Origin of the sequence: Aliivibrio sifiae (assembly GCF_002954705.1) — a bacterium.
Lineage (GTDB): Bacteria > Pseudomonadota > Gammaproteobacteria > Enterobacterales > Vibrionaceae > Aliivibrio > Aliivibrio sifiae_A.
Window position 1 is genome coordinate 649,361 of record NZ_MSCO01000001.1, and the last position, 17,994, is coordinate 667,354.

A 17,994-nucleotide genomic window follows, 5' to 3' on the forward strand; every position below is an offset into this window, starting at 1 on the left:
CCATCCTATCGTTTTTAATTCTTCCATATTATTCTGATTTTTATAATTAATTTATCAATTTCGATATCATAATGACGAAATAGCGATGTAATGATTTACTTTCAATATTGACGTAGTGTACTAAGCTTAAATTGGCATCAATAATATTCATGGACATGTAGCTACTTTTAGTAAGTTCATGAATGTGATGATTCAAACTTTTAGTGATAAAAATGTCATTATTTTTTCATCGCTTAATAATAATGTGATTATAATATTTATAAGGATTTGAAAGTATGAGTTATGTGACTAAGTTAATATGTTCAATTATTACCGTTGGTTTTCTTTTTGGTTGTGCATCAAGTGATGATGCAATTGACCAACAGAAGCAAAATACAAGTAAGATTGATGAATTAGAATCAAAAATAAGCACATTAGAACTTGAACTACAAAAACAACAAGAGACAGATGAAGAGATTACTGAGGCTGTGAATCAGTTAGGCGTGGAGCAGGAACAGGCTAAATCAGATAATCAGGACGTTCAAGAAGTGAAAACGTATTTAGTTAATAAAAATGACACATTATCTAAGATAGCTATAGCTCAGGGGATGGAGTTAGAAGATATAATTAACTTAAATCCACAGGTTGAAAATCCTAATTATTTATCAATTGGTGAAGAAATTAATATTAAATAGAGCTATCTATTTAGATAAAGAAAATCTCATTACTAGTAATTAGGGATGTGTATTTTATTGAAAATAAAGAAAAACCCAATGCCGATAGGTATTGGGTTTTTAATTAAGTTAATTTAGACTTGATGATAATTTAAATTTGGTAGTGTCACTAAATCCGCAGCTAGTTTAGCTGTTAATTCTTTTCCACCAAATAATGTAACAATTTCCATTGCAAACTCAAGTGAGGAACCTGGACCTTGGCTTGTAATTAAATGGTTTAATACATCAGTAAAAACACGTTTAATACGACGATTTTTTTCAGGAATCGCTTCCATTAAGCTTGGATAGCAAGTCATTAGAGCATCTGGATATAAATCATGATGCTGTAATACGATAGCCGGAGCTGCACAGATAGCGGCGACCCATTTTTTATCGTATTTTTGTTGTTTTAGCATTTCGATTAATAAAGTACTGTTACGGAAATTTTCACAGCCTTCAAGACCTCCGGGAAGAACAATACAATCAAATTCTTCATCAGCCACATCGACTAATTTTACATCAGCAGTTAGCGTGACTCGTTGTGCTGCTTTCATTGTTAATGCACCATCAAATGCGGTACTGGCAATCGTAACTTCAAATTTAGCGCGTTCTAGAATATCAATTACCGTGATAGCTTCTAGCTCTTCTGTTCCAGGAGCTAAGCAAACGAGAATTTTAGTGGTCATAACAAGTTCTCTTCTAATTGTTTTATTTGATTATATAACGTTTCATTGATTGGTGTTGAAATAGCATGTTGCTTTGCTTTTTGTAATAAATAACCTGTGATGAAATCGATCTCGGTTTTTCGCTGATAAAAGCAATCACGATTCATTGAAGAATAGTTAGCTGAAGTTGCTGATATTACTTGGTATACCGTCGAGAGCAATTCTGCTTCTGTCCATTGTATTTGTTCTTGTTGCAACACTTGATGCACTTCATGGCAAATACGGTTTACGTCTTGATGCCGACTTGGTTGAGATAGTTCCCCATTTTGACATTGATAAATTGCAGTTAGGGGATTAATCGCACAGTTAATGGCAAGCTTTTTCCACAATGCCGTTTGGATATCAGAGTTCCATTCAGTACTTGGCAAACTGTGTTGTAGTACATCTTGGATAAATTGGCATTGATTACCTAATGAATTGAATGGCCCAACGACGGTATGGCCAAAACCAGTATGCTTTACTGTGTGGGCATTTTCTTTTAATGCACCATGTGTCGTGGTGGCTTGTAGGATAGGGTGATGACTGATTTGATTTTCTATTGCATCAATCGCCCCCATGCCATTGTGCATAAAGAGCAATATGGTTTCTTGTGATAATAATGGAAGTATAGGGAGTAATGCGCTTTCTACTTGCCATGCTTTAACGGTAATAAAAAGCAAATCACAGTGAATGAGTGATTCTTTGTTATCACAGGAAAAAGAATACGAAGAGTTTTCTTGTGTATTTAAAGTAAGAGAAAGTTCAGAAGGTGTGGTTCTTCTGGTCCACAACGAGACATTATGTCCTGCTTTTTGAAGATAACATGCCCATAGGGAGCCTACAGCTCCGGGACCAAGAATAGTGATATTCACGCGACTATCCATTAAGAATAAATAATCAAAACAGTGTAATATGTTTACCAGAAAAAACAAAGGCGCTCATGATGAGCGCCTCTGTAAAATTAATATTCTAAATTAGATTAGAACTTGTAAGTAACACTTAGGTAGTGACTCACGCCTGATGATTCCCACTTACCAGTATCGCCAGGGAAGAAATTAGTAGCTGCACCATCTTCTAAGCCGTAGATGTCTTGGTAAGCTTTTAGGCCGTAACCAACAGCAAACTGGTTTGAATGCCAGTAGATACCATTAAACATAGCGCCGCCGTTGCTCTTTGTACCAGCTTGACTATCATCCATACCTAATTGGTAATCAATGTAACCTTGGTAAGAAATGAATGAACCGTTATCGAAGAAGTAGAATGGTTTGAACCAGTTAGCCGATACTTGGTAGCCGTTCCAATCTTTAGTGTTTAAATCGTAAAGACCGTAGAAGTTAAGACCAACTTTACCTAACCAAGGAACCATGATGTCAGAGCCTAAACCCCAGAAAGAGTTATTAACACCTTCTGTTTTACCTGTTTTTTCATTATAACTAGTATTACCGCCCCAGTTAAATAATGTCGCAACGTACAGTTCTTGAATTGGACCTATTGATAAATCTTTACCAGTTAATCCATCTAAAGACATGCGTGGTGCAAATTTCATGAACATTTTGTCTGGTGATGTAGATTTATCAGTGTCGTCTTTGTTAGCTAGGTTAAATACATCAACGTAGCCATAAAGATCAAAAATGCCAGAGCGACCGCCAAATTCCATTTCTAAATAGTCATGTGTATTTTCTGCAGCAGTGCTTGAAGCTGGTTTCTCATCGATTGAATACATGTAGTTAAACTGCATGAATTTGAAATCATTCTTATGAGTATCACCGTCTGTATAATCAGCAGCGAAAGTAGGTGCAGAAAGAGTAGCAAGAACAGATAGAGCTAAAAGGGATTTACGCATAATGGCATCTCTATAGTTATGTATTACTAAAAATAAAAACCAGTAGAATTAATACTGTTTTTCAGATGAGCACATATTATAGATAAAGTTCACTTTTTTAAATGCAATTTATGTAATCATGATGTTATATATAGATCTTGATCCTGTTTCTATTGTTAAGTTCAATAATAAGGTGATCCTTGTCACTTACTTGACATTATTATGACGGTAAAGTGTGAACAAGAACAAAAAAGCCCCCGTAATTCGGAGGCTTTAGTAGCATAGTTGTTATCTAAATATGTAGCTTAAGAACCTTGAGCTTTATCAAGTAGCGCTTTGAAATGCCCTTTAAGCATAAGTAACATAACCAAACTTGGGATAACCATAACGGCAGTTAATATAAAGAACAATGGCCAGCTATTTAAGTAGTCAACAAGCTCCCCGCTGAAAGAAGCGAGAGTGGTTCTACCCAAGTTACCTAATGAGGCAAGTAAGGCATATTGAGTGGCGGAAAAAGCCTCTCCCGTTAATATCGTTAAGAAAGACACAAATGCAACAGTAGAGAAAGCCGTTGTAAAATTATCCACGAGAATTGTCGCTAAAAATAAGTGCTCGTTAGGGCCTACATTTGCGATTAAAGCAAACATTAGATTACTTGCAGACATGGCGATGCCGCCGATCATAAGGCCCTTAATTACACCAAATCGAACATTGATTAAACTGCCTAATAAAGTAAAGAAGACCGTCGCGCCCCAACCAATCAGTTTTGAGTAGTAACCAATTTGCTCATTACTAAAGCCAATTTCTTTATAGAAAGTAATCGACATCCTGCCTAGGAAAGCTTCACCGATCTTAAATAAGAAAACAAAGAGTAATAAGGTACAGGCTGTTTTAACACCATTACGGTTAAAGAAGTCATAGAACGGCTCAATGACGGTTACCGTAAACCAAGCAGCAATTTTAGATCCTACAACTTTATTATGGCGCTCTTCTGCTTCATGTTGAAGTTCGTCACGTTTTGTTTTTGGTTCGCCAACAAGTAAAGTAAAGACCATTAATAAAGCCACAATTCCAGCCATTCCATAATAAACACCATTCCAGCCAATGCTGTCAGCATTCACAAACGCTAGGTATCCAGGAAGAGAATAGCCTGTCCACCAACCGATTACTGCCATTGCTGATGCTTGTGGCATTTTACTGGATTCTGACTTAGGAAAAGTATCAATACGAAACGCGTCGATAGCGACGTCTTGTGTAGCAGATGCGGTAGCAATAGCTAGGGCAAACATAGATGTTAGTGCTAAATTATTTGCAGGATCTAAGCCTGCAATTTGCAAGGTACAAACGAAAACAATTGACTGGCACAAGAAAATCCAACTACGACGTTGGCCTAATTTATTTCCTAGAAAAGGTAATTTTACACGGTCAACAAGTGGAGCCCACATGAAATTAATAGCATAAACAGCAAAAACAGATCCAAAATAGCCAATGGCAGCACGAGTTAACCCTGCATCTTTAAGCCAACCTGACATGTTTGAGCCAATAAGTACCCATGGAAAACCACTCGAACAACCGAGCATGAAAACCCAAAGCAGGCGTTTATCCATGTAGCTTTTTATGGCTGTTTTCCATTGCATGGAATGAGACATGAAACGCTCCTTGTTATTAAAAGAGATAGAAAAAGCAAAGCAGCCCGAAAGCTGCTCTGTAATTTGGTTATTTTAACGTGATTATTTAATCAATGTTGCTTTAGTTATGATAATTGGCTCAACCGGTATATCTCGCATTCCATTAGGAAGTGCTTTGGTTTTTTTTGTTGCCATTTTTTGGATAACATCAAAACCTTGAGTTACTTTACCAAAAACAGCATAACCTGGTGGGCGTTGACTTCCGTTTAGAAAGTCATTGTCATTAAGATTAATATAAAATTGACGAGTGGCTGAATCAGGGTTATTAGTACGAGCCATTGCAATCGTTGCTGTATCGTTTTCTAATCCATTATCGCCTTCATTTCTGATTGGACCATAACTTGATTTTTTCAGCATGTTTTTATCAAAACCACCACCTTGAGCCATAAAGCCCGGAATTACACGGTGAAATTGAGTGCCTACGTAGCTACCGTCTTCTACATAACGGATAAAGTTGGCAACAGAAATAGGCGCTTTCTCTGAATTTAGTTCAACAGTGAAGTTACCTAGTGTTGTTTCGAATTTTACAGATTCAGCAAATGCGGCATTAGTGAATCCAAGAGCTGCAATTAATAGTGCGGCTTTAGAAGTCCATTTCATCATTAGAAATTACCTTTAATATAGGTTTGTAGTTCTTCATCTACTGCAATCTTATCTAGTACTGCATTTAAAAGATCATTAAGAACTGCTTCGATATCCTGATTGTCAGCGCTCATTGCGCCTGTTTTTTCAGATACACCGTTGTATGTTTTTACAAATTTACCTTGTGGTGTTTCTGCGGTAATTTGCAGTTTAACTTGAGTTTTGATTTCATTGCTCATTAGTGAGTCCTGAACACTCACTAGAGCTTCAATGATGTCTAAACGCAGTGTGTTATCACTATCTACAGTAATAACAAACCCTTGTGTTTTTAGTTGTGTAGCCAATGCATCTTCAAGTGTTACACGTAGGTTTTGTTTAGCGTGGATTGGTTGTACGTTCTGGCGTCCGTTATCGATGACCGCAACGTATTGTGCTGTACGTAAGTCACTGCTATCTAAAGTCAGTTTTACATCGTCCACGATCTGATGTGCATTTGATGAAGCAACAGGTTGGATATCCAGCTGAGGATCAGAAGGAGCGCTACATGCGGCTAAAAATAAAGCAGAAAGGGCGATAATTGCCTTTTTCATTGGGATATCCTTTTTATTTTGATTTTTCAGCTTTAACAGCTTCTAAAATAACGAATTTTGAATTGCTAGCAATAGTGGTGACATTTTCTTCACCGAACAAGCGACATAATTTATCATCATAATCAAGATGACGGTTTCCAATAACTAATAATTTCCCTTCTTTACATAAGATGTGCTTAGCATCACAAAACATTTGCCACGCGATATGGTCAGTAATGGCTTGCCCTTGATGGAAAGGAGGGTTACATAGTACTAAATAGCTACTGTGTTTTTTAAAGCCATCTAAGCAATTGTTGGCAATAAATTGGAATTGACGCTCTTTGCCTAAATTGACTTCTAGATTACGGCGAGCAGATTCAACAGCCATAAAGCTTTCATCAACACAGGTAATACGAGCTTCAGGGTTTAGTTGAGCTGCTTTAACGCTAAGAACACCGTTACCACAACCTAAATCAATAATATGGCGTAATTCAGGATCAACTGGGATGTGCTCAAGCATAAAGCGAGCCCCTTGATCTAAACGTTCACCAGAGTAGACATTAGGGTAGTTTAATAAATCAATGCATTCATTATCAACACTCCAGCATACTGCTTCTGCAATGGTTGCTGGGTTCGTTGCATTTGCATTTGAAAACACTAAACGATGCTTCTTCCAAGCTAAAGAGGTTTTAGTTTCACCTAGATAATCTTCAAACAACTCAAGTGTTGAACTGTGAATTTCTTTTGCTTTATTAACCGCAATGATTGGACATTCAGCTGTCATCGATTGGCGAAGTTGTTGAAGTTGCCACGTTAGCATGCGGTTATTTTTAGGGATTTGCATTAGTACAAGATCAAACCCTTGAGGCATTTCTTCTGTTGATGTGATTAGCTGTACACGATTACATTGGTTACGCTGTAGATTTTTTAAGGTACCACGTTGAGCAACAAAAGAATCAGTCATCATAGTAACGTTATGTTTTTCAGAGAACCAACAAGATAAAGCACCAAAATTATCATTTAAGATAAGAATGTTTTTTCCATCTTCTAAGTTTAATTCTTCAATGTGATTAATGATGTATTCATCACCAGCATCCCAAGCTTGTAATAATTCTTGAGCGCGTTTTGGGTAACGCTGTAAATTCAAGCTTCGGTCAAATAAACATAATTCGGTTTTCATAATTTAGGTCTTCAATAAGGTACGCTTCTGGCTATTGTCGCAAATGGTGTATAAAGTGGAAATAGAAGAATTCAAATAAAGAAAGGAATTATATGATTCAGCATCAAATTGAACATAAATTACGCACTGAACTGTCGTCGTCTTACTTAAAAGTACTAAATGAGAGTTATATGCATAATGTGCCAGAAGGCTCAGAGAGTCACTTTAAAGTGATTGTTGTTAGTGATGAGTTTGAAGGAAAGCGTTTATTAGCTCGCCATCGCATGATAAATGCAATTTTGGCGGATGAACTAGCGAATTATATCCATGCTCTTGCTATCCATACCTATACAGAAGCTGAGTGGGAAGCGTTAGATGCTGAAAAAGTTCCATTATCACCTAACTGTATGGGTGGTTCAAAAGGTTAACAATGAAATAAAAATGTTTAATTTTTAACGTAAAATAAATAAATGTTACTTTCAATTGTTAAAAAATGACTAACTATCGATGTCATTGCTACTAAGGTGGTATTTTTTGATTTTGGACAATAATTGTGCACTGGATCTAAAATGCTTAAACCATTTCAATGATTTCTAACAATGAAGAGCAAAAAATTGTGGGAATCTGGCTATTGAACGTGGCATCCACACCATAAAAAATGCTAGAATCTTCCGCCTTAAAATAGCTTTTTTCGTCTTTATGTAAAAAGCATATTGCTAAAATGTTATATCTGTGGTGGTTTTTCTACTTTGGATTGAGCAGATTAGTAATGTCGTGTCTTATATAGAATCCTTTTTCCCAATAAAATTAGTGCAAGTGCGTATGATTACAATAAAAAAGGGTTTGGATCTTCCTATTGCAGGAGTTCCAACTCAGGTGATTAATGATGGTAAAGCCATCAGTAAAGTCGCCTTGCTTGGCGAAGAGTACGTTGGTATGCGTCCTACGATGCATGTCCGCGTGGAAGATGTAGTAAAAAAAGGTCAAATTCTTTTTGCTGATAAAAAGAATCCTGGCGTTATTTTTACTGCTCCAGTAAGTGGTAAAGTTATTGAAATTAACCGTGGTGCAAAACGTGTACTTCAATCTGTAGTTATTGCAGTTGAAGGCGAAGAGCAGGTTACTTTTAATAGCTATGCAGCAAATCAGTTAGCTTCTCTTGACCGTAATGCGGTTAAGCAACAGCTTATTGATTCAGGTGCATGGACTGCATTACGTACTCGTCCGTTCAGCAAGGTTCCAGCGATCGATTCTGAAACAAAGGCTATCTTTGTGACTGCTATGGATACTAATCCTCTAGCAGCTGATGCAGAAGTGATCATTAACCAACAAGAAGAAGCTTTTGTTGCAGGCTTAGATCTATTATCTGTATTAACAGGTGAGAAGGTTTATGTATGTAAGAAAGGGGGTAGTTTACCTCGTTCTTCTCAAAGCAATGTTGAAGAACATGTATTTGATGGACCTCATCCAGCAGGATTAGCAGGTACACACATGCATTATTTATATCCAGTGGATGTAAATAATGTTGCGTGGAGTATTGGCTACCAAGATGTAATTGCTTTTGGTCAACTTTTCTTAACGGGTGAAATTTACTCGGACAGAATCGTTTCTCTAGCTGGACCTGCAGTAAATAATCCTCGTTTAGTTCGTACTATTACTGGTGCTAGCTTACTTGAATTAACAGACAGCGAAGTTATGCCTGGTGAAGTACGAATCATTTCTGGTTCTGTATTAAACGGTACTCAAGCGTCTGGTCCTCATGGCTACCTTGGTCGTTACCATCAACAAGTATGTGTGCTTCGTGAAGGTCGTGAGAAAGAATTGTTTGGTTGGGCTGTCCCAGGTAAAAACAAATTCTCAGTTACTCGTTCATTCTTGAGTCATCTATTCTCTGGTCAAGTGTTTAACATGACGACAACTACTAATGGTAGTGATCGTGCAATGGTGCCAATCGGTAGTTACGAGCGTGTAATGCCATTAGATATGGAACCAACAATGTTACTACGTGATCTTTGTGCTGGTGATGTTGACAGTGCTGCGCGTTTAGGTGCATTAGAATTAGATGAAGATGATCTAGGTTTATGTACTTATGTGTGCCCTGGTAAATATGAGTATGGTCCAATGCTTCGTGAGATCTTGGATACCATCGAGAAGGAAGGGTAATCGATGAGCCTTTTAAAGTTTATTGAAAAAATTGAACCTCATTTCGAACCTGGTGGAAAGCATGAAAAATGGTTTGCTCTGTATGAAGCAGCAGCAACTCTTTTTTATACACCTGGTACGGTAACAAAAGGTGGTTCACATGTTCGTGATAGTGTTGACTTAAAACGTATCATGATCATGGTTTGGTTTGCAGTATTCCCAGCAATGTTCTGGGGCATGTACAACGCAGGTAACCAAGCAATTGTTGCTCTTGAGCACATGTATTCTGGTGCTGAACTGGCTTCGGTAATTTCTGGCAACTGGCATTACTGGTTGACTGAAATGCTTGGCGGCACGGTAAGTGCTGATGCAGGCTGGGGCAGTAGCATGCTACTGGGTGCTACTTACTTCTTACCTATCTATGCAACCGTATTTTTGGTTGGTGGTTTCTGGGAAGTATTGTTCTGTATGGTGCGTAAGCATGAAGTAAACGAAGGTTTCTTTGTTACTTCTATTCTTTTCGCATTGATCGTTCCGCCAACACTTCCTTTATGGCAAGCAGCGTTAGGTATTACCTTCGGTGTTGTTGTTGCTAAAGAGATCTTTGGTGGAACTGGTCGTAACTTCCTTAACCCAGCACTTGCGGGTCGTGCATTCTTATTCTTTGCATACCCAGCTCAAATCTCAGGTGATGCGGTTTGGACTGCTGCTGATGGCTTTTCTGGTGCAACTGCACTTAGCCAATGGGCACAAGGCGGCCAAGGTGGTCTAGTTAATACGGTAACTGGCAACACTATCTCTTGGATGGATGCATTCATTGGTAATATCCCAGGCTCAATTGGTGAGGTTTCGACTCTTGCTTTGATCCTTGGTGGTCTAATGATCGTTTATATGCGTATTGCATCTTGGCGTATTATTGCGGGTGTTATGATCGGTATGGTTGCAGTATCAACACTGTTTAACCTGATCGGCTCTGATACAAACGCAATGTTTAGCATGCCTTGGCATTGGCACCTAGTTCTAGGTGGTTTTGCATTTGGTATGATCTTTATGGCAACAGACCCTGTATCGGCGTCATTTACCAATAAAGGTAAGTGGTGGTACGGTATTTTAATCGGTGGTATGGCTGTAATGATCCGTGTAGTTAACCCTGCATACCCTGAAGGTATGATGTTAGCTATTCTGTTTGCAAACCTATTTGCTCCACTGTTTGATAACCTTGTAGTTGAAGGTAACGTGAAACGGAGACTAAAACGCTATGGCAAGTAATAACGATAGCATTAAAAAAACACTCGGTGTTGTTATTGGTTTGAGCTTAGTGTGTTCAATCATCGTATCAACAGCTGCTGTTGGCCTGCGTGATAAGCAAAAAGCGAACGCAGTGCTTGATAAGCAAAGCAAAATTGTTCAAGTTGCTGGTGTGACTGGCGAAGGTACTATTCCTGAGTTATTTGCAGCGAACATCGAACCTCGTCTTGTTGATTTTAAAACCGGTGAGTTTGTTGACGGTGATGCTGCGACTTACGATCAACGTAAAGCAGCAAAAGATCCAAAACAATCAATCAAGCTAACCGCTGAGCAAGATAAAGCGAAGATCATTCGTCGTGCTAACTTAGGTGTTGTTTACCTAGTTAAGAGCGGTGATACAGTATCTAAAGTTATTATCCCTGTTCATGGTACTGGCTTATGGTCAATGATGTATGCATTTGTTGCAGTTGAGACTGACGGTAACACAGTTGCGGGTATCACTTACTACGATCAAGCGGAAACTCCAGGACTTGGTGGTGAAGTTGAAAACCCAACGTGGCGTGCACAATTTGTAGGTAAGAAATTGTTTGATGAAAATCATAACCCTGCAATTAAGATTGTTAAAGGCGGTGCTCCAGCTGGTTCTGAGCACGGTGTAGATGGTCTTTCTGGTGCAACGCTAACAGGTAACGGTGTTCAACACACGTTTGACTTCTGGTTAGGTAATGATGGCTTTGGTCCATTCCTTGCTAAAGTTCGTGATGGAGGTCTGAACTAATGGCTAGCGCAAAAGAAATTAAAAAGAGCATTTTAGCGCCGGTGTTGGATAACAACCCGATCGCGCTTCAAGTTCTTGGTGTATGTTCGGCTCTAGCTGTAACTACTAAACTTGAGACGGCTTTTGTTATGACGTTAGCGGTAATGTTTGTTACTGCGTTGTCTAACCTATTCGTTTCGCTAATTCGTAATCACATGCCAAACAGCGTTCGTATCATCGTACAGATGGCGATCATTGCTTCTTTGGTAATCGTTGTTGACCAAGTATTGAAAGCATATCTTTATGATATCTCTAAACAGCTTTCTGTATTTGTTAGCTTGATCATTACAAACTGTATTGTAATGGGTCGTGCTGAAGCGTTCGCAATGAAGTCGGCACCACTTCCATCTTTCATTGATGGTATTGGTAACGGTCTTGGTTACGGTTTTGTATTGATGACAGTTGCATTTTTCCGTGAACTTTTAGGTTCAGGTAAACTGTTTGGTGTTGAAGTTCTTCCACTTGTTTCTAACGGTGGCTGGTACCAACCAAATGGTATGATGCTTCTAGCGCCATCTGCATTCTTCTTAATTGGTTTCATGATCTGGGCTATCCGTATCATTAAACCTGAACAAGTAGAAGCGAAGGAGTAAGGTCGAAATGGAACATTATATTAGTTTACTTGTTAAATCGATCTTCATCGAAAACATGGCGCTTTCATTCTTCCTAGGTATGTGTACTTTCTTAGCTGTGTCTAAGAAAGTAAAAACATCGTTTGGTCTTGGTGTTGCGGTAGTTGTTGTTCTAACAATTGCTGTACCAGTGAACAACCTTGTATACACTTACTTACTGAAAGAAAATGCGATTGTTGCTGGTGTTGATTTAACATTCCTTAGCTTCATTACCTTTATTGGTGTTATCGCTGCCCTTGTACAAATTCTAGAAATGATCTTAGACCGTTTCTTCCCACCTTTGTACAATGCGTTAGGTATTTTCCTTCCGTTAATCACAGTTAACTGTGCGATTTTCGGTGGTGTATCTTTCATGGTTCAACGTGACTATAACTTTGCTGAATCAGTAGTATACGGTTTCGGTTCTGGTGTTGGTTGGATGTTGGCTATTGTCGCACTTGCTGGTATTCGTGAGAAAATGAAGTATTCAGACGTACCTCCTGGTCTTCGTGGCTTAGGTATTACTTTCATTACAGTAGGTTTAATGGCGTTAGGCTTTATGTCTTTCTCTGGTGTTCAACTGTAGGGTAAGCACCCAATAATAAGGAATAACAAATGCAAAGCATTATTCTTGGTGTAGCGATGTTTACCATTATAGTATTGGCTTTGGTATTGGTGATTTTATTCGCTAAATCTAAACTAGTGCCATCAGGTGACATTACTATCTCTGTAAACGGTGATCCTGAAAAAGCGATCATTACACAACCTGGTAGCAAATTACTTAACGCTCTTGGTAGCGCTGGTATTTTTGTATCATCAGCGTGTGGTGGTGGTGGCTCTTGTGGTCAGTGTCGTGTGAAAGTGAAATCTGGCGGTGGTGATATTCTGCCTACAGAGCTTGATCACATTTCTAAAGGTGAGGCTCGCGAAGGTGAGCGTCTAGCATGTCAAGTTGCAATGAAAACTGACATGGAAATTGAACTTCCTGAAGAAATCTTTGGTGTTAAAAAGTGGGAATGTACGGTTATCTCTAATGATAACGAAGCTACTTTCATCAAAGAACTTGCTCTTGCTATCCCTGATGGCGAAGAAGTTCCATTCCGTGCTGGTGGTTACATTCAAATTGAAGCTGAACCACATCATGTGAAATACTCAGATTATGATATTCCAGAAGAATATCGTGGTGATTGGGATAAGTTTAACTTGTTCCGTTACGAATCTATCGTTAAAGAGCATTCGATCCGTGCTTACTCTATGGCTTCATACCCAGAAGAGAAAGGCATTATCAAGCTTAACGTGCGTATCGCAACTCCGCCGCCAAATAATCCTGACGTAGCTCCTGGTGTTATGTCATCTTATATCTGGTCTTTAAAAGAAGGTGACAAATGTACTATTTCTGGTCCATTTGGTGAATTCTTTGCGAAAGATACTGATAATGAAATGGTATTTATCGGTGGTGGTGCAGGTATGGCGCCAATGCGTTCTCATATCTTTGACCAACTTTTACGTCTTAAATCAACACGTAAAATGTCTTACTGGTATGGTGCACGTTCTAAGCGTGAAATGTTCTACGTTGAAGATTTTGATGGTCTAGCGGCTAACAATGAAAACTTCGTATGGCACTGTGCTCTGTCTGATCCTATGCCAGAAGATAACTGGGATGGTTACACTGGCTTTATTCACAACGTACTTTATGAAAACTACTTGAAAGATCATGAAGCTCCAGAAGATTGTGAATACTACATGTGTGGTCCACCAATGATGAACGCTGCTGTAATCGGTATGCTGAAAGATCTTGGTGTTGAAGATGAAAACATCTTACTAGATGACTTCGGTGGTTAATCCATTGAAGTAAGAAACATTGGCTGACTCATTACTGAGTCAGCCTTTTTTCGTATTAACGAGCTATATTTAACCTGACAAAGTACAGGGTTATAGGTTTTTTAAATCTATATTCCTGTGTATTGTTTACGTTATTTTAATGTATTTTAATTAAGGAGTTGGCAGTGATTGTCAGTGTTACTCATTTAGTGAATAAAACTAAAATTGTTTTGTTATCTTGCTTAGCGTTAGTTTTGCTTTCAGGTTGTGGTGATCAACGTGAGCAAATATATATAAATGGTCCGACAATGGGGACTAGCTACAATATTAAATTCATTAATAAAGAAGGTTTACCTACAACAGAAGAAATCCATGCAGAAGTGGATAGAAAACTCGAACTTGTTAATGATCAAATGTCGACATATCGCCAAGATTCTGAGTTAAGCCTATTTAATCAAAGTACAGATTTAACCCCGTTTACTGTTTCTAAAGATACTGCAACAGTAATCAACGAAGCGATTCGTTTAAATCAAATGACGGAAGGTGCATTAGATATTACGGTTGGTCCATTAGTTAATTTGTGGGGTTTTGGTCCAGAAGCTCGCCCTGAAGTAGTTCCTACTGAAGAAGAACTAAATGCTCGTCGTGAGATCGTTGGTATCCAACATTTAAGTGCGACAGCGATAACAGCGACAAAAGATATCCCAAATCTTTATGTGGATCTTTCAACCATTGCAAAAGGTTGGGGTGTTGATGTTGTAGCTAATTATTTAGAAGAATTAGGCATTACTGACTACATGGTTGAAGTCGGTGGTGAAATGCGAGTTAAAGGCAACAATAAAGAGAATGTTGCTTGGCGTATCGCAATTGAAAAACCATCAGTAGATGAACGTTCGATCCAAGAGATTATTGAACCTGGACATCATGCTGTAGCTACATCTGGTGATTACCGTATTTATTTTGAAAAAGAGGGTGTTCGTTATTCTCATATCATTAACCCAATTACAGGTAAACCAATTGCTAATAAAGTTGTCTCAGTTACAGTACTTGATAAATCTTCAATGACCGCTGATGGCTTAGCAACAGGCCTAATGGTGTTAGGTGAAGAGAAGGGCATGGAAATCGCCAACAAAAACAATATTCCTGTTTTCATGATAGTGAAAACAAAAGATGGCTTTAAAGAGATAGCTTCTGAAGCCTTTAAGCCTTTTTTGAAATAAGTGAGTAGATAATGAGTACTTTTCTAATTACATTTGGTGTTTTCTTAGCGGTAATTGGCGCAATGGCTATTGGCTATATTGTGCAACGTAAAGTCGTTAAGGGGAGCTGTGGCGGTCTTGGTGCAGTTGGTATTGATAAGGTATGTAACTGTCCTGAACCATGTGATGCGCGTAAGAAACGTGAAGCGAAAGAAGCGATTAGAGCTGAGAAACTGGCTGCGTGGGAAAAAGATCGTATAGCATAATCATCATCATTAAATAAAAGCAAACAGCACCTACTATAGGTGCTGTTTTTTTATTTAATGATTAATAGTTTGTATATTAAATAGTTCAACGCTATTATTTAACTGTGTATTTATACAGTTTATTGACATGAGCGCTGAAAGCAAAAGCTTACCATTACAAGAGAAACCACGGGTGCAAAAGATAATTCATATTGATATGGATTGTTTTTACGCAGCAGTAGAAATGCGGGATAACCCTGCTTTGCGTAATGTTCCTTTGGCAGTTGGTGGTCATGAAAGACAGCGCGGTGTATTAAGTACTTGTAACTACGAAGCTAGAAAGTTTGGTATCCATTCAGCAATGCCAACAGGTAAAGCCTTAAAGCTTTGCCCTAACCTTATTGTTGTTCCTGGAAGAATGCAGGTATACAAAGAGGTATCTCATCATATCCATCGTATATTCAGACGATATACCGATAAAATAGAGCCTTTATCTTTAGATGAAGCTTATTTAGATGTGAGTAACTGCTCACTTTTACATGGTTCTGCGACATTAATAGCAGAGCAAATCCGTAAAGATATTTTTAACGAGTTAGCCTTAACGGCATCTGCAGGTATCGCGCCACTCAAATTTCTAGCAAAAATAGCCTCTGACCTTAATAAGCCCAATGGTCAATATGTCATAACTCCTGAGACGGTTATGGCGGAAGTTAATAAATTACCCTTAGAGAAAATACCTGGGGTTGGAAAGGTTAGCTTAGAGCGCTTACATCAATGTGGGCTATATACGTGTAATGATGTTCAAAACAGTGATCAACGAGATCTGTTGTTGAGGTTTGGAAAAATGGGGGCTTCTTTATGGAAGCGCTCTCATGGCATTGACGAGCGTGAAGTAATTACAGAGAGAAATAGAAGGTCAGTAGGAGTAGAAAGAACCTTTACTCATAATATTAGTTCGTTTGAAGAATGCTGGTCAGTGATTCAAGCTCGACTGTATCCTGAACTAGAAAAGCGACTCTTAAAAGCAAATGGTTCATTAGATATCGCTAAACAGGGTATAAAGATTAAATTTGCAGACTTTCAACAAACGACGATAGAGCACGTACATCATCACCTTACTTTACCTTTTTTCGAAGAATTACTTATTGAAGTTTTAGAAAGGAAAAAAGGGCGAGAAATTAGATTAATAGGCGTAAGTGTAATGCTAAAAGATAAAGAGGTATTTCAGCAATTAAGCTTAATTTAAAGATTATCCATTAAGCTTGATGTGACGTTAATGATACTTATGTTTATAAAGTGAGACTTGAGTGTGAGTGACTCGTTCTTACTTTGTTTTTTATCGTTAGCGATAATTTAGGTGTTTGTAATATAAAGTGTTTTTTCTATAGGTTACAAAAGCAGCACTATATAATTCCGTTTCAAAATTTATAAGATAATAATTATACAGAAACGGTTGTTTATGAAATTTACAAAATGTGCGTTGGCGTTAAGTTTAGTTTTTCCTACAGTGGCAGTTTCTGCGCCACTACTTTCTTTAGATACGTTAACGAATCAAGAGAAAATTCAACAAACCAATGCATGGTTAGAAATAGATACAAAAGCATTCCAGCATAATATTGATACATTAAAACAAACATTATCTGAAAGCACAAAAGTATGTGCGATCATGAAAGCGGATGCTTATGGTAATGGTATTGAAGGATTAATGGCTTCTGTTATTGACCGCAATGTAGATTGTATCGGTATTACCAGTAATGAAGAAGCTCGCATTGTTCGAGCTAAAGGTTTCGAAGGCGAAATCATGCGTGTTCGCGCTGCTACACCAAATGAGATTGAATCAGGGTTAACTTACCAAATTGAAGAACTGATAGGATCGAGTGAGCAAGCAAATACGATCGCTAAATTAGCAAAACAAAACAATACGATTATTCCCGTTCATTTAGCGATCAATGCTGGTGGAATGGGGCGTAATGGCTTGGATTTAACTCAATTACAAGGAAAGAAGGAAGCATTAAATATTGCTTTTAATGGCCACATTAATATCGTTGGTATTATGACTCACTTCCCTAATGAATCTGTTGATGAGATTCGCACAAAGCTGAATTTATTCAAACAAGAAAGCCAATGGCTTATCGATGAAGCTCAGTTAAATCGTGAAAATATTACTCTTCATGTTGCCAATTCTTACACTACAATTAACTTACCTGAAGCACACTTAGATATGGTTCGCCCTGGTGGTCTACTTTATGGTGATATGCCAAGTAACCCCGAGTACAAACGTATCGTTCGCTTTAAAACATCTGTAGCGTCTTTAAACTACTTGCCAAAAGGCAGTACTATTGGTTACAGCAGTACTTATGTATTAGGTCGTGATTCTATTCTTGCCAACTTACCATTAGGTTATTCTGATGGTTATGTACGTTCTATTGGTAATAATGGTTATGTATTAATTAATGGTCAAAAGGCAAATGTTGTTGGTGTTACTTCAATGAATACAACAATGGTTGATGTCACTGATATTGCAGATGTTCAACCGGGTGATGAGGTTGTTCTTTTTGGCTCTCAAAATGAAGAAACAATTGAAACTAAAGAAATGGAAGCATTTAGTAGTCGTAGCATGCCTGAGTTATACGTTATTTGGGGCGCAACTAATCCAAAAGTATATTTCTAATTAATTGTAGTTAGTATAAATAAA

19 protein-coding genes are annotated in these 17,994 nt (G+C 38.1%); 12 read left to right on the plus strand and 7 right to left on the minus strand.

Annotation, left to right across the window (positions count from 1 at the left end; all coding sequences use genetic code 11):
• Nucleotides 1-275: 275 nt before the first annotated feature.
• On the plus strand, nucleotides 276-674 hold the full coding sequence (locus BTO22_RS02990) for a LysM peptidoglycan-binding domain-containing protein (RefSeq protein ID WP_105054216.1): 399 nt from the start codon (nucleotides 276-278) through the stop codon (nucleotides 672-674).
• Between the two features lie 113 nt (nucleotides 675-787).
• Here the strand turns inward: BTO22_RS02990 and BTO22_RS02995 are convergent, their stop codons facing one another.
• The 7 genes from BTO22_RS02995 to BTO22_RS03025 form a co-directional block, all read right to left on the minus strand.
• Entirely contained in the window at nucleotides 788-1,378 is a 591-nt protein-coding gene (locus BTO22_RS02995; protein WP_105054217.1) for a DJ-1 family glyoxalase III, read from the minus strand.
• Entirely contained in the window at nucleotides 1,375-2,268 is an 894-nt protein-coding gene (gene panE, locus BTO22_RS03000) for a 2-dehydropantoate 2-reductase (protein WP_181044548.1), read from the minus strand. The genes BTO22_RS02995 and panE overlap by 4 nt, the downstream gene beginning before the upstream one ends.
• A 107-nt stretch (nucleotides 2,269-2,375) precedes the next feature.
• Nucleotides 2,376-3,239, minus strand: a complete 864-nt coding sequence (locus BTO22_RS03005; protein ID WP_105054219.1) for a nucleoside-specific channel-forming Tsx family protein — start codon at nucleotides 3,237-3,239, stop codon at nucleotides 2,376-2,378.
• 284 nt (nucleotides 3,240-3,523) lie between these two features.
• A complete protein-coding gene (locus BTO22_RS03010; RefSeq protein WP_105054220.1) occupies nucleotides 3,524-4,867 on the minus strand; it encodes an AmpG family muropeptide MFS transporter in 1,344 nt (447 codons plus the stop codon).
• An 81-nt stretch (nucleotides 4,868-4,948) separates the two neighbouring features.
• Entirely contained in the window at nucleotides 4,949-5,509 is a 561-nt protein-coding gene (locus BTO22_RS03015; RefSeq protein ID WP_105054221.1) for a peptidylprolyl isomerase, read from the minus strand.
• Nucleotides 5,509-6,078: a YajG family lipoprotein gene (locus BTO22_RS03020; protein WP_105054222.1), complete on the minus strand. Its 570-nt coding sequence runs from the start codon at nucleotides 6,076-6,078 to the stop codon at nucleotides 5,509-5,511. Before BTO22_RS03020 ends, BTO22_RS03015 begins: the two co-directional genes overlap by 1 nt.
• A 13-nt stretch (nucleotides 6,079-6,091) precedes the next feature.
• Nucleotides 6,092-7,237 (minus strand): methyltransferase, encoded by a 1,146-nt coding sequence (locus BTO22_RS03025; protein ID WP_105054223.1) that lies wholly within the window; start codon nucleotides 7,235-7,237, stop codon nucleotides 6,092-6,094.
• Between the two features lie 92 nt (nucleotides 7,238-7,329).
• Between BTO22_RS03025 and bolA the strand changes: the two genes are divergently transcribed.
• The 11 genes from bolA (at nucleotide 7,330) to alr (ending at nucleotide 17,970) form a co-directional block, all read left to right on the plus strand.
• On the plus strand, nucleotides 7,330-7,644 hold the full coding sequence (bolA, locus tag BTO22_RS03030) for a transcriptional regulator BolA (RefSeq protein ID WP_105054224.1): 315 nt from the start codon (nucleotides 7,330-7,332) through the stop codon (nucleotides 7,642-7,644).
• 394 nt (nucleotides 7,645-8,038) lie between these two features.
• Complete coding sequence (locus tag BTO22_RS03035) at nucleotides 8,039-9,379, plus strand: Na(+)-translocating NADH-quinone reductase subunit A (protein WP_061005130.1); 1,341 nt, start codon at nucleotides 8,039-8,041, stop codon at nucleotides 9,377-9,379.
• A gap of 3 nt (nucleotides 9,380-9,382) precedes the next feature.
• On the plus strand, nucleotides 9,383-10,627 hold the full coding sequence (locus BTO22_RS03040; protein WP_105054225.1) for an NADH:ubiquinone reductase (Na(+)-transporting) subunit B: 1,245 nt from the start codon (nucleotides 9,383-9,385) through the stop codon (nucleotides 10,625-10,627).
• Entirely contained in the window at nucleotides 10,617-11,384 is a 768-nt protein-coding gene (locus tag BTO22_RS03045) for a Na(+)-translocating NADH-quinone reductase subunit C (RefSeq protein ID WP_105054226.1), read from the plus strand. Before BTO22_RS03040 ends, BTO22_RS03045 begins: the two co-directional genes overlap by 11 nt.
• A complete protein-coding gene (locus BTO22_RS03050) occupies nucleotides 11,384-12,016 on the plus strand; it encodes an NADH:ubiquinone reductase (Na(+)-transporting) subunit D (RefSeq protein ID WP_060993546.1) in 633 nt (210 codons plus the stop codon). The genes BTO22_RS03045 and BTO22_RS03050 overlap by 1 nt, the downstream gene beginning before the upstream one ends.
• 7 nt (nucleotides 12,017-12,023) lie before the next feature.
• Nucleotides 12,024-12,620, plus strand: coding sequence for an NADH:ubiquinone reductase (Na(+)-transporting) subunit E (gene nqrE, locus BTO22_RS03055; protein ID WP_060993545.1), 597 nt, complete (start codon nucleotides 12,024-12,026; stop codon nucleotides 12,618-12,620).
• Nucleotides 12,621-12,649: 29 nt separating this feature from the next.
• Nucleotides 12,650-13,876, plus strand: coding sequence for an NADH:ubiquinone reductase (Na(+)-transporting) subunit F (nqrF, locus tag BTO22_RS03060; protein ID WP_105054227.1), 1,227 nt, complete (start codon nucleotides 12,650-12,652; stop codon nucleotides 13,874-13,876).
• 164 nt (nucleotides 13,877-14,040) lie between these two features.
• Entirely contained in the window at nucleotides 14,041-15,075 is a 1,035-nt protein-coding gene (locus tag BTO22_RS03065) for an FAD:protein FMN transferase (protein WP_105054228.1), read from the plus strand.
• A gap of 11 nt (nucleotides 15,076-15,086) precedes the next feature.
• A complete protein-coding gene (nqrM, locus tag BTO22_RS03070) occupies nucleotides 15,087-15,320 on the plus strand; it encodes a (Na+)-NQR maturation NqrM (RefSeq protein ID WP_060993542.1) in 234 nt (77 codons plus the stop codon).
• A gap of 127 nt (nucleotides 15,321-15,447) precedes the next feature.
• Nucleotides 15,448-16,545 carry a DNA polymerase IV gene (gene dinB, locus BTO22_RS03075; RefSeq protein ID WP_061005128.1) on the plus strand — a complete coding sequence of 366 codons (1,098 nt, stop codon included), beginning with the start codon at nucleotides 15,448-15,450 and terminating at the stop codon, nucleotides 16,543-16,545.
• 213 nt (nucleotides 16,546-16,758) lie between these two features.
• Nucleotides 16,759-17,970, plus strand: coding sequence for an alanine racemase (alr, locus tag BTO22_RS03080; RefSeq protein WP_105054229.1), 1,212 nt, complete (start codon nucleotides 16,759-16,761; stop codon nucleotides 17,968-17,970).
• Nucleotides 17,971-17,994: the final 24 nt, after the last annotated feature.

Excerpts from the sequence above, each read along its gene's own strand:
- BTO22_RS02990 (WP_105054216.1), top strand. The coding sequence starts at position 276 with ATGAGTTATGTGACTAAGTTAATATGTTCAATTATTACCGTTGGTTTT.
- BTO22_RS02995 (WP_105054217.1), bottom strand. The coding sequence starts at position 1,378 with ATGACCACTAAAATTCTCGTTTGCTTAGCTCCTGGAACAGAAGAGCTA.
- BTO22_RS03005 (WP_105054219.1), bottom strand. The coding sequence starts at position 3,239 with ATGCGTAAATCCCTTTTAGCTCTATCTGTTCTTGCTACTCTTTCTGCA.
- BTO22_RS03010 (WP_105054220.1), bottom strand. The coding sequence starts at position 4,867 with ATGTCTCATTCCATGCAATGGAAAACAGCCATAAAAAGCTACATGGAT.
- BTO22_RS03015 (WP_105054221.1), bottom strand. The coding sequence starts at position 5,509 with ATGATGAAATGGACTTCTAAAGCCGCACTATTAATTGCAGCTCTTGGA.
- BTO22_RS03020 (WP_105054222.1), bottom strand. The coding sequence starts at position 6,078 with ATGAAAAAGGCAATTATCGCCCTTTCTGCTTTATTTTTAGCCGCATGT.
- BTO22_RS03025 (WP_105054223.1), bottom strand. The coding sequence starts at position 7,237 with ATGAAAACCGAATTATGTTTATTTGACCGAAGCTTGAATTTACAGCGT.
- bolA (WP_105054224.1), top strand. The coding sequence starts at position 7,330 with ATGATTCAGCATCAAATTGAACATAAATTACGCACTGAACTGTCGTCG.
- BTO22_RS03035 (WP_061005130.1), top strand. The coding sequence starts at position 8,039 with ATGATTACAATAAAAAAGGGTTTGGATCTTCCTATTGCAGGAGTTCCA.
- BTO22_RS03040 (WP_105054225.1), top strand. The coding sequence starts at position 9,383 with ATGAGCCTTTTAAAGTTTATTGAAAAAATTGAACCTCATTTCGAACCT.
- BTO22_RS03045 (WP_105054226.1), top strand. The coding sequence starts at position 10,617 with ATGGCAAGTAATAACGATAGCATTAAAAAAACACTCGGTGTTGTTATT.
- BTO22_RS03050 (WP_060993546.1), top strand. The coding sequence starts at position 11,384 with ATGGCTAGCGCAAAAGAAATTAAAAAGAGCATTTTAGCGCCGGTGTTG.
- nqrE (WP_060993545.1), top strand. The coding sequence starts at position 12,024 with ATGGAACATTATATTAGTTTACTTGTTAAATCGATCTTCATCGAAAAC.
- nqrF (WP_105054227.1), top strand. The coding sequence starts at position 12,650 with ATGCAAAGCATTATTCTTGGTGTAGCGATGTTTACCATTATAGTATTG.
- nqrM (WP_060993542.1), top strand. The coding sequence starts at position 15,087 with ATGAGTACTTTTCTAATTACATTTGGTGTTTTCTTAGCGGTAATTGGC.
- dinB (WP_061005128.1), top strand. The coding sequence starts at position 15,448 with ATGAGCGCTGAAAGCAAAAGCTTACCATTACAAGAGAAACCACGGGTG.
- alr (WP_105054229.1), top strand. The coding sequence starts at position 16,759 with ATGAAATTTACAAAATGTGCGTTGGCGTTAAGTTTAGTTTTTCCTACA.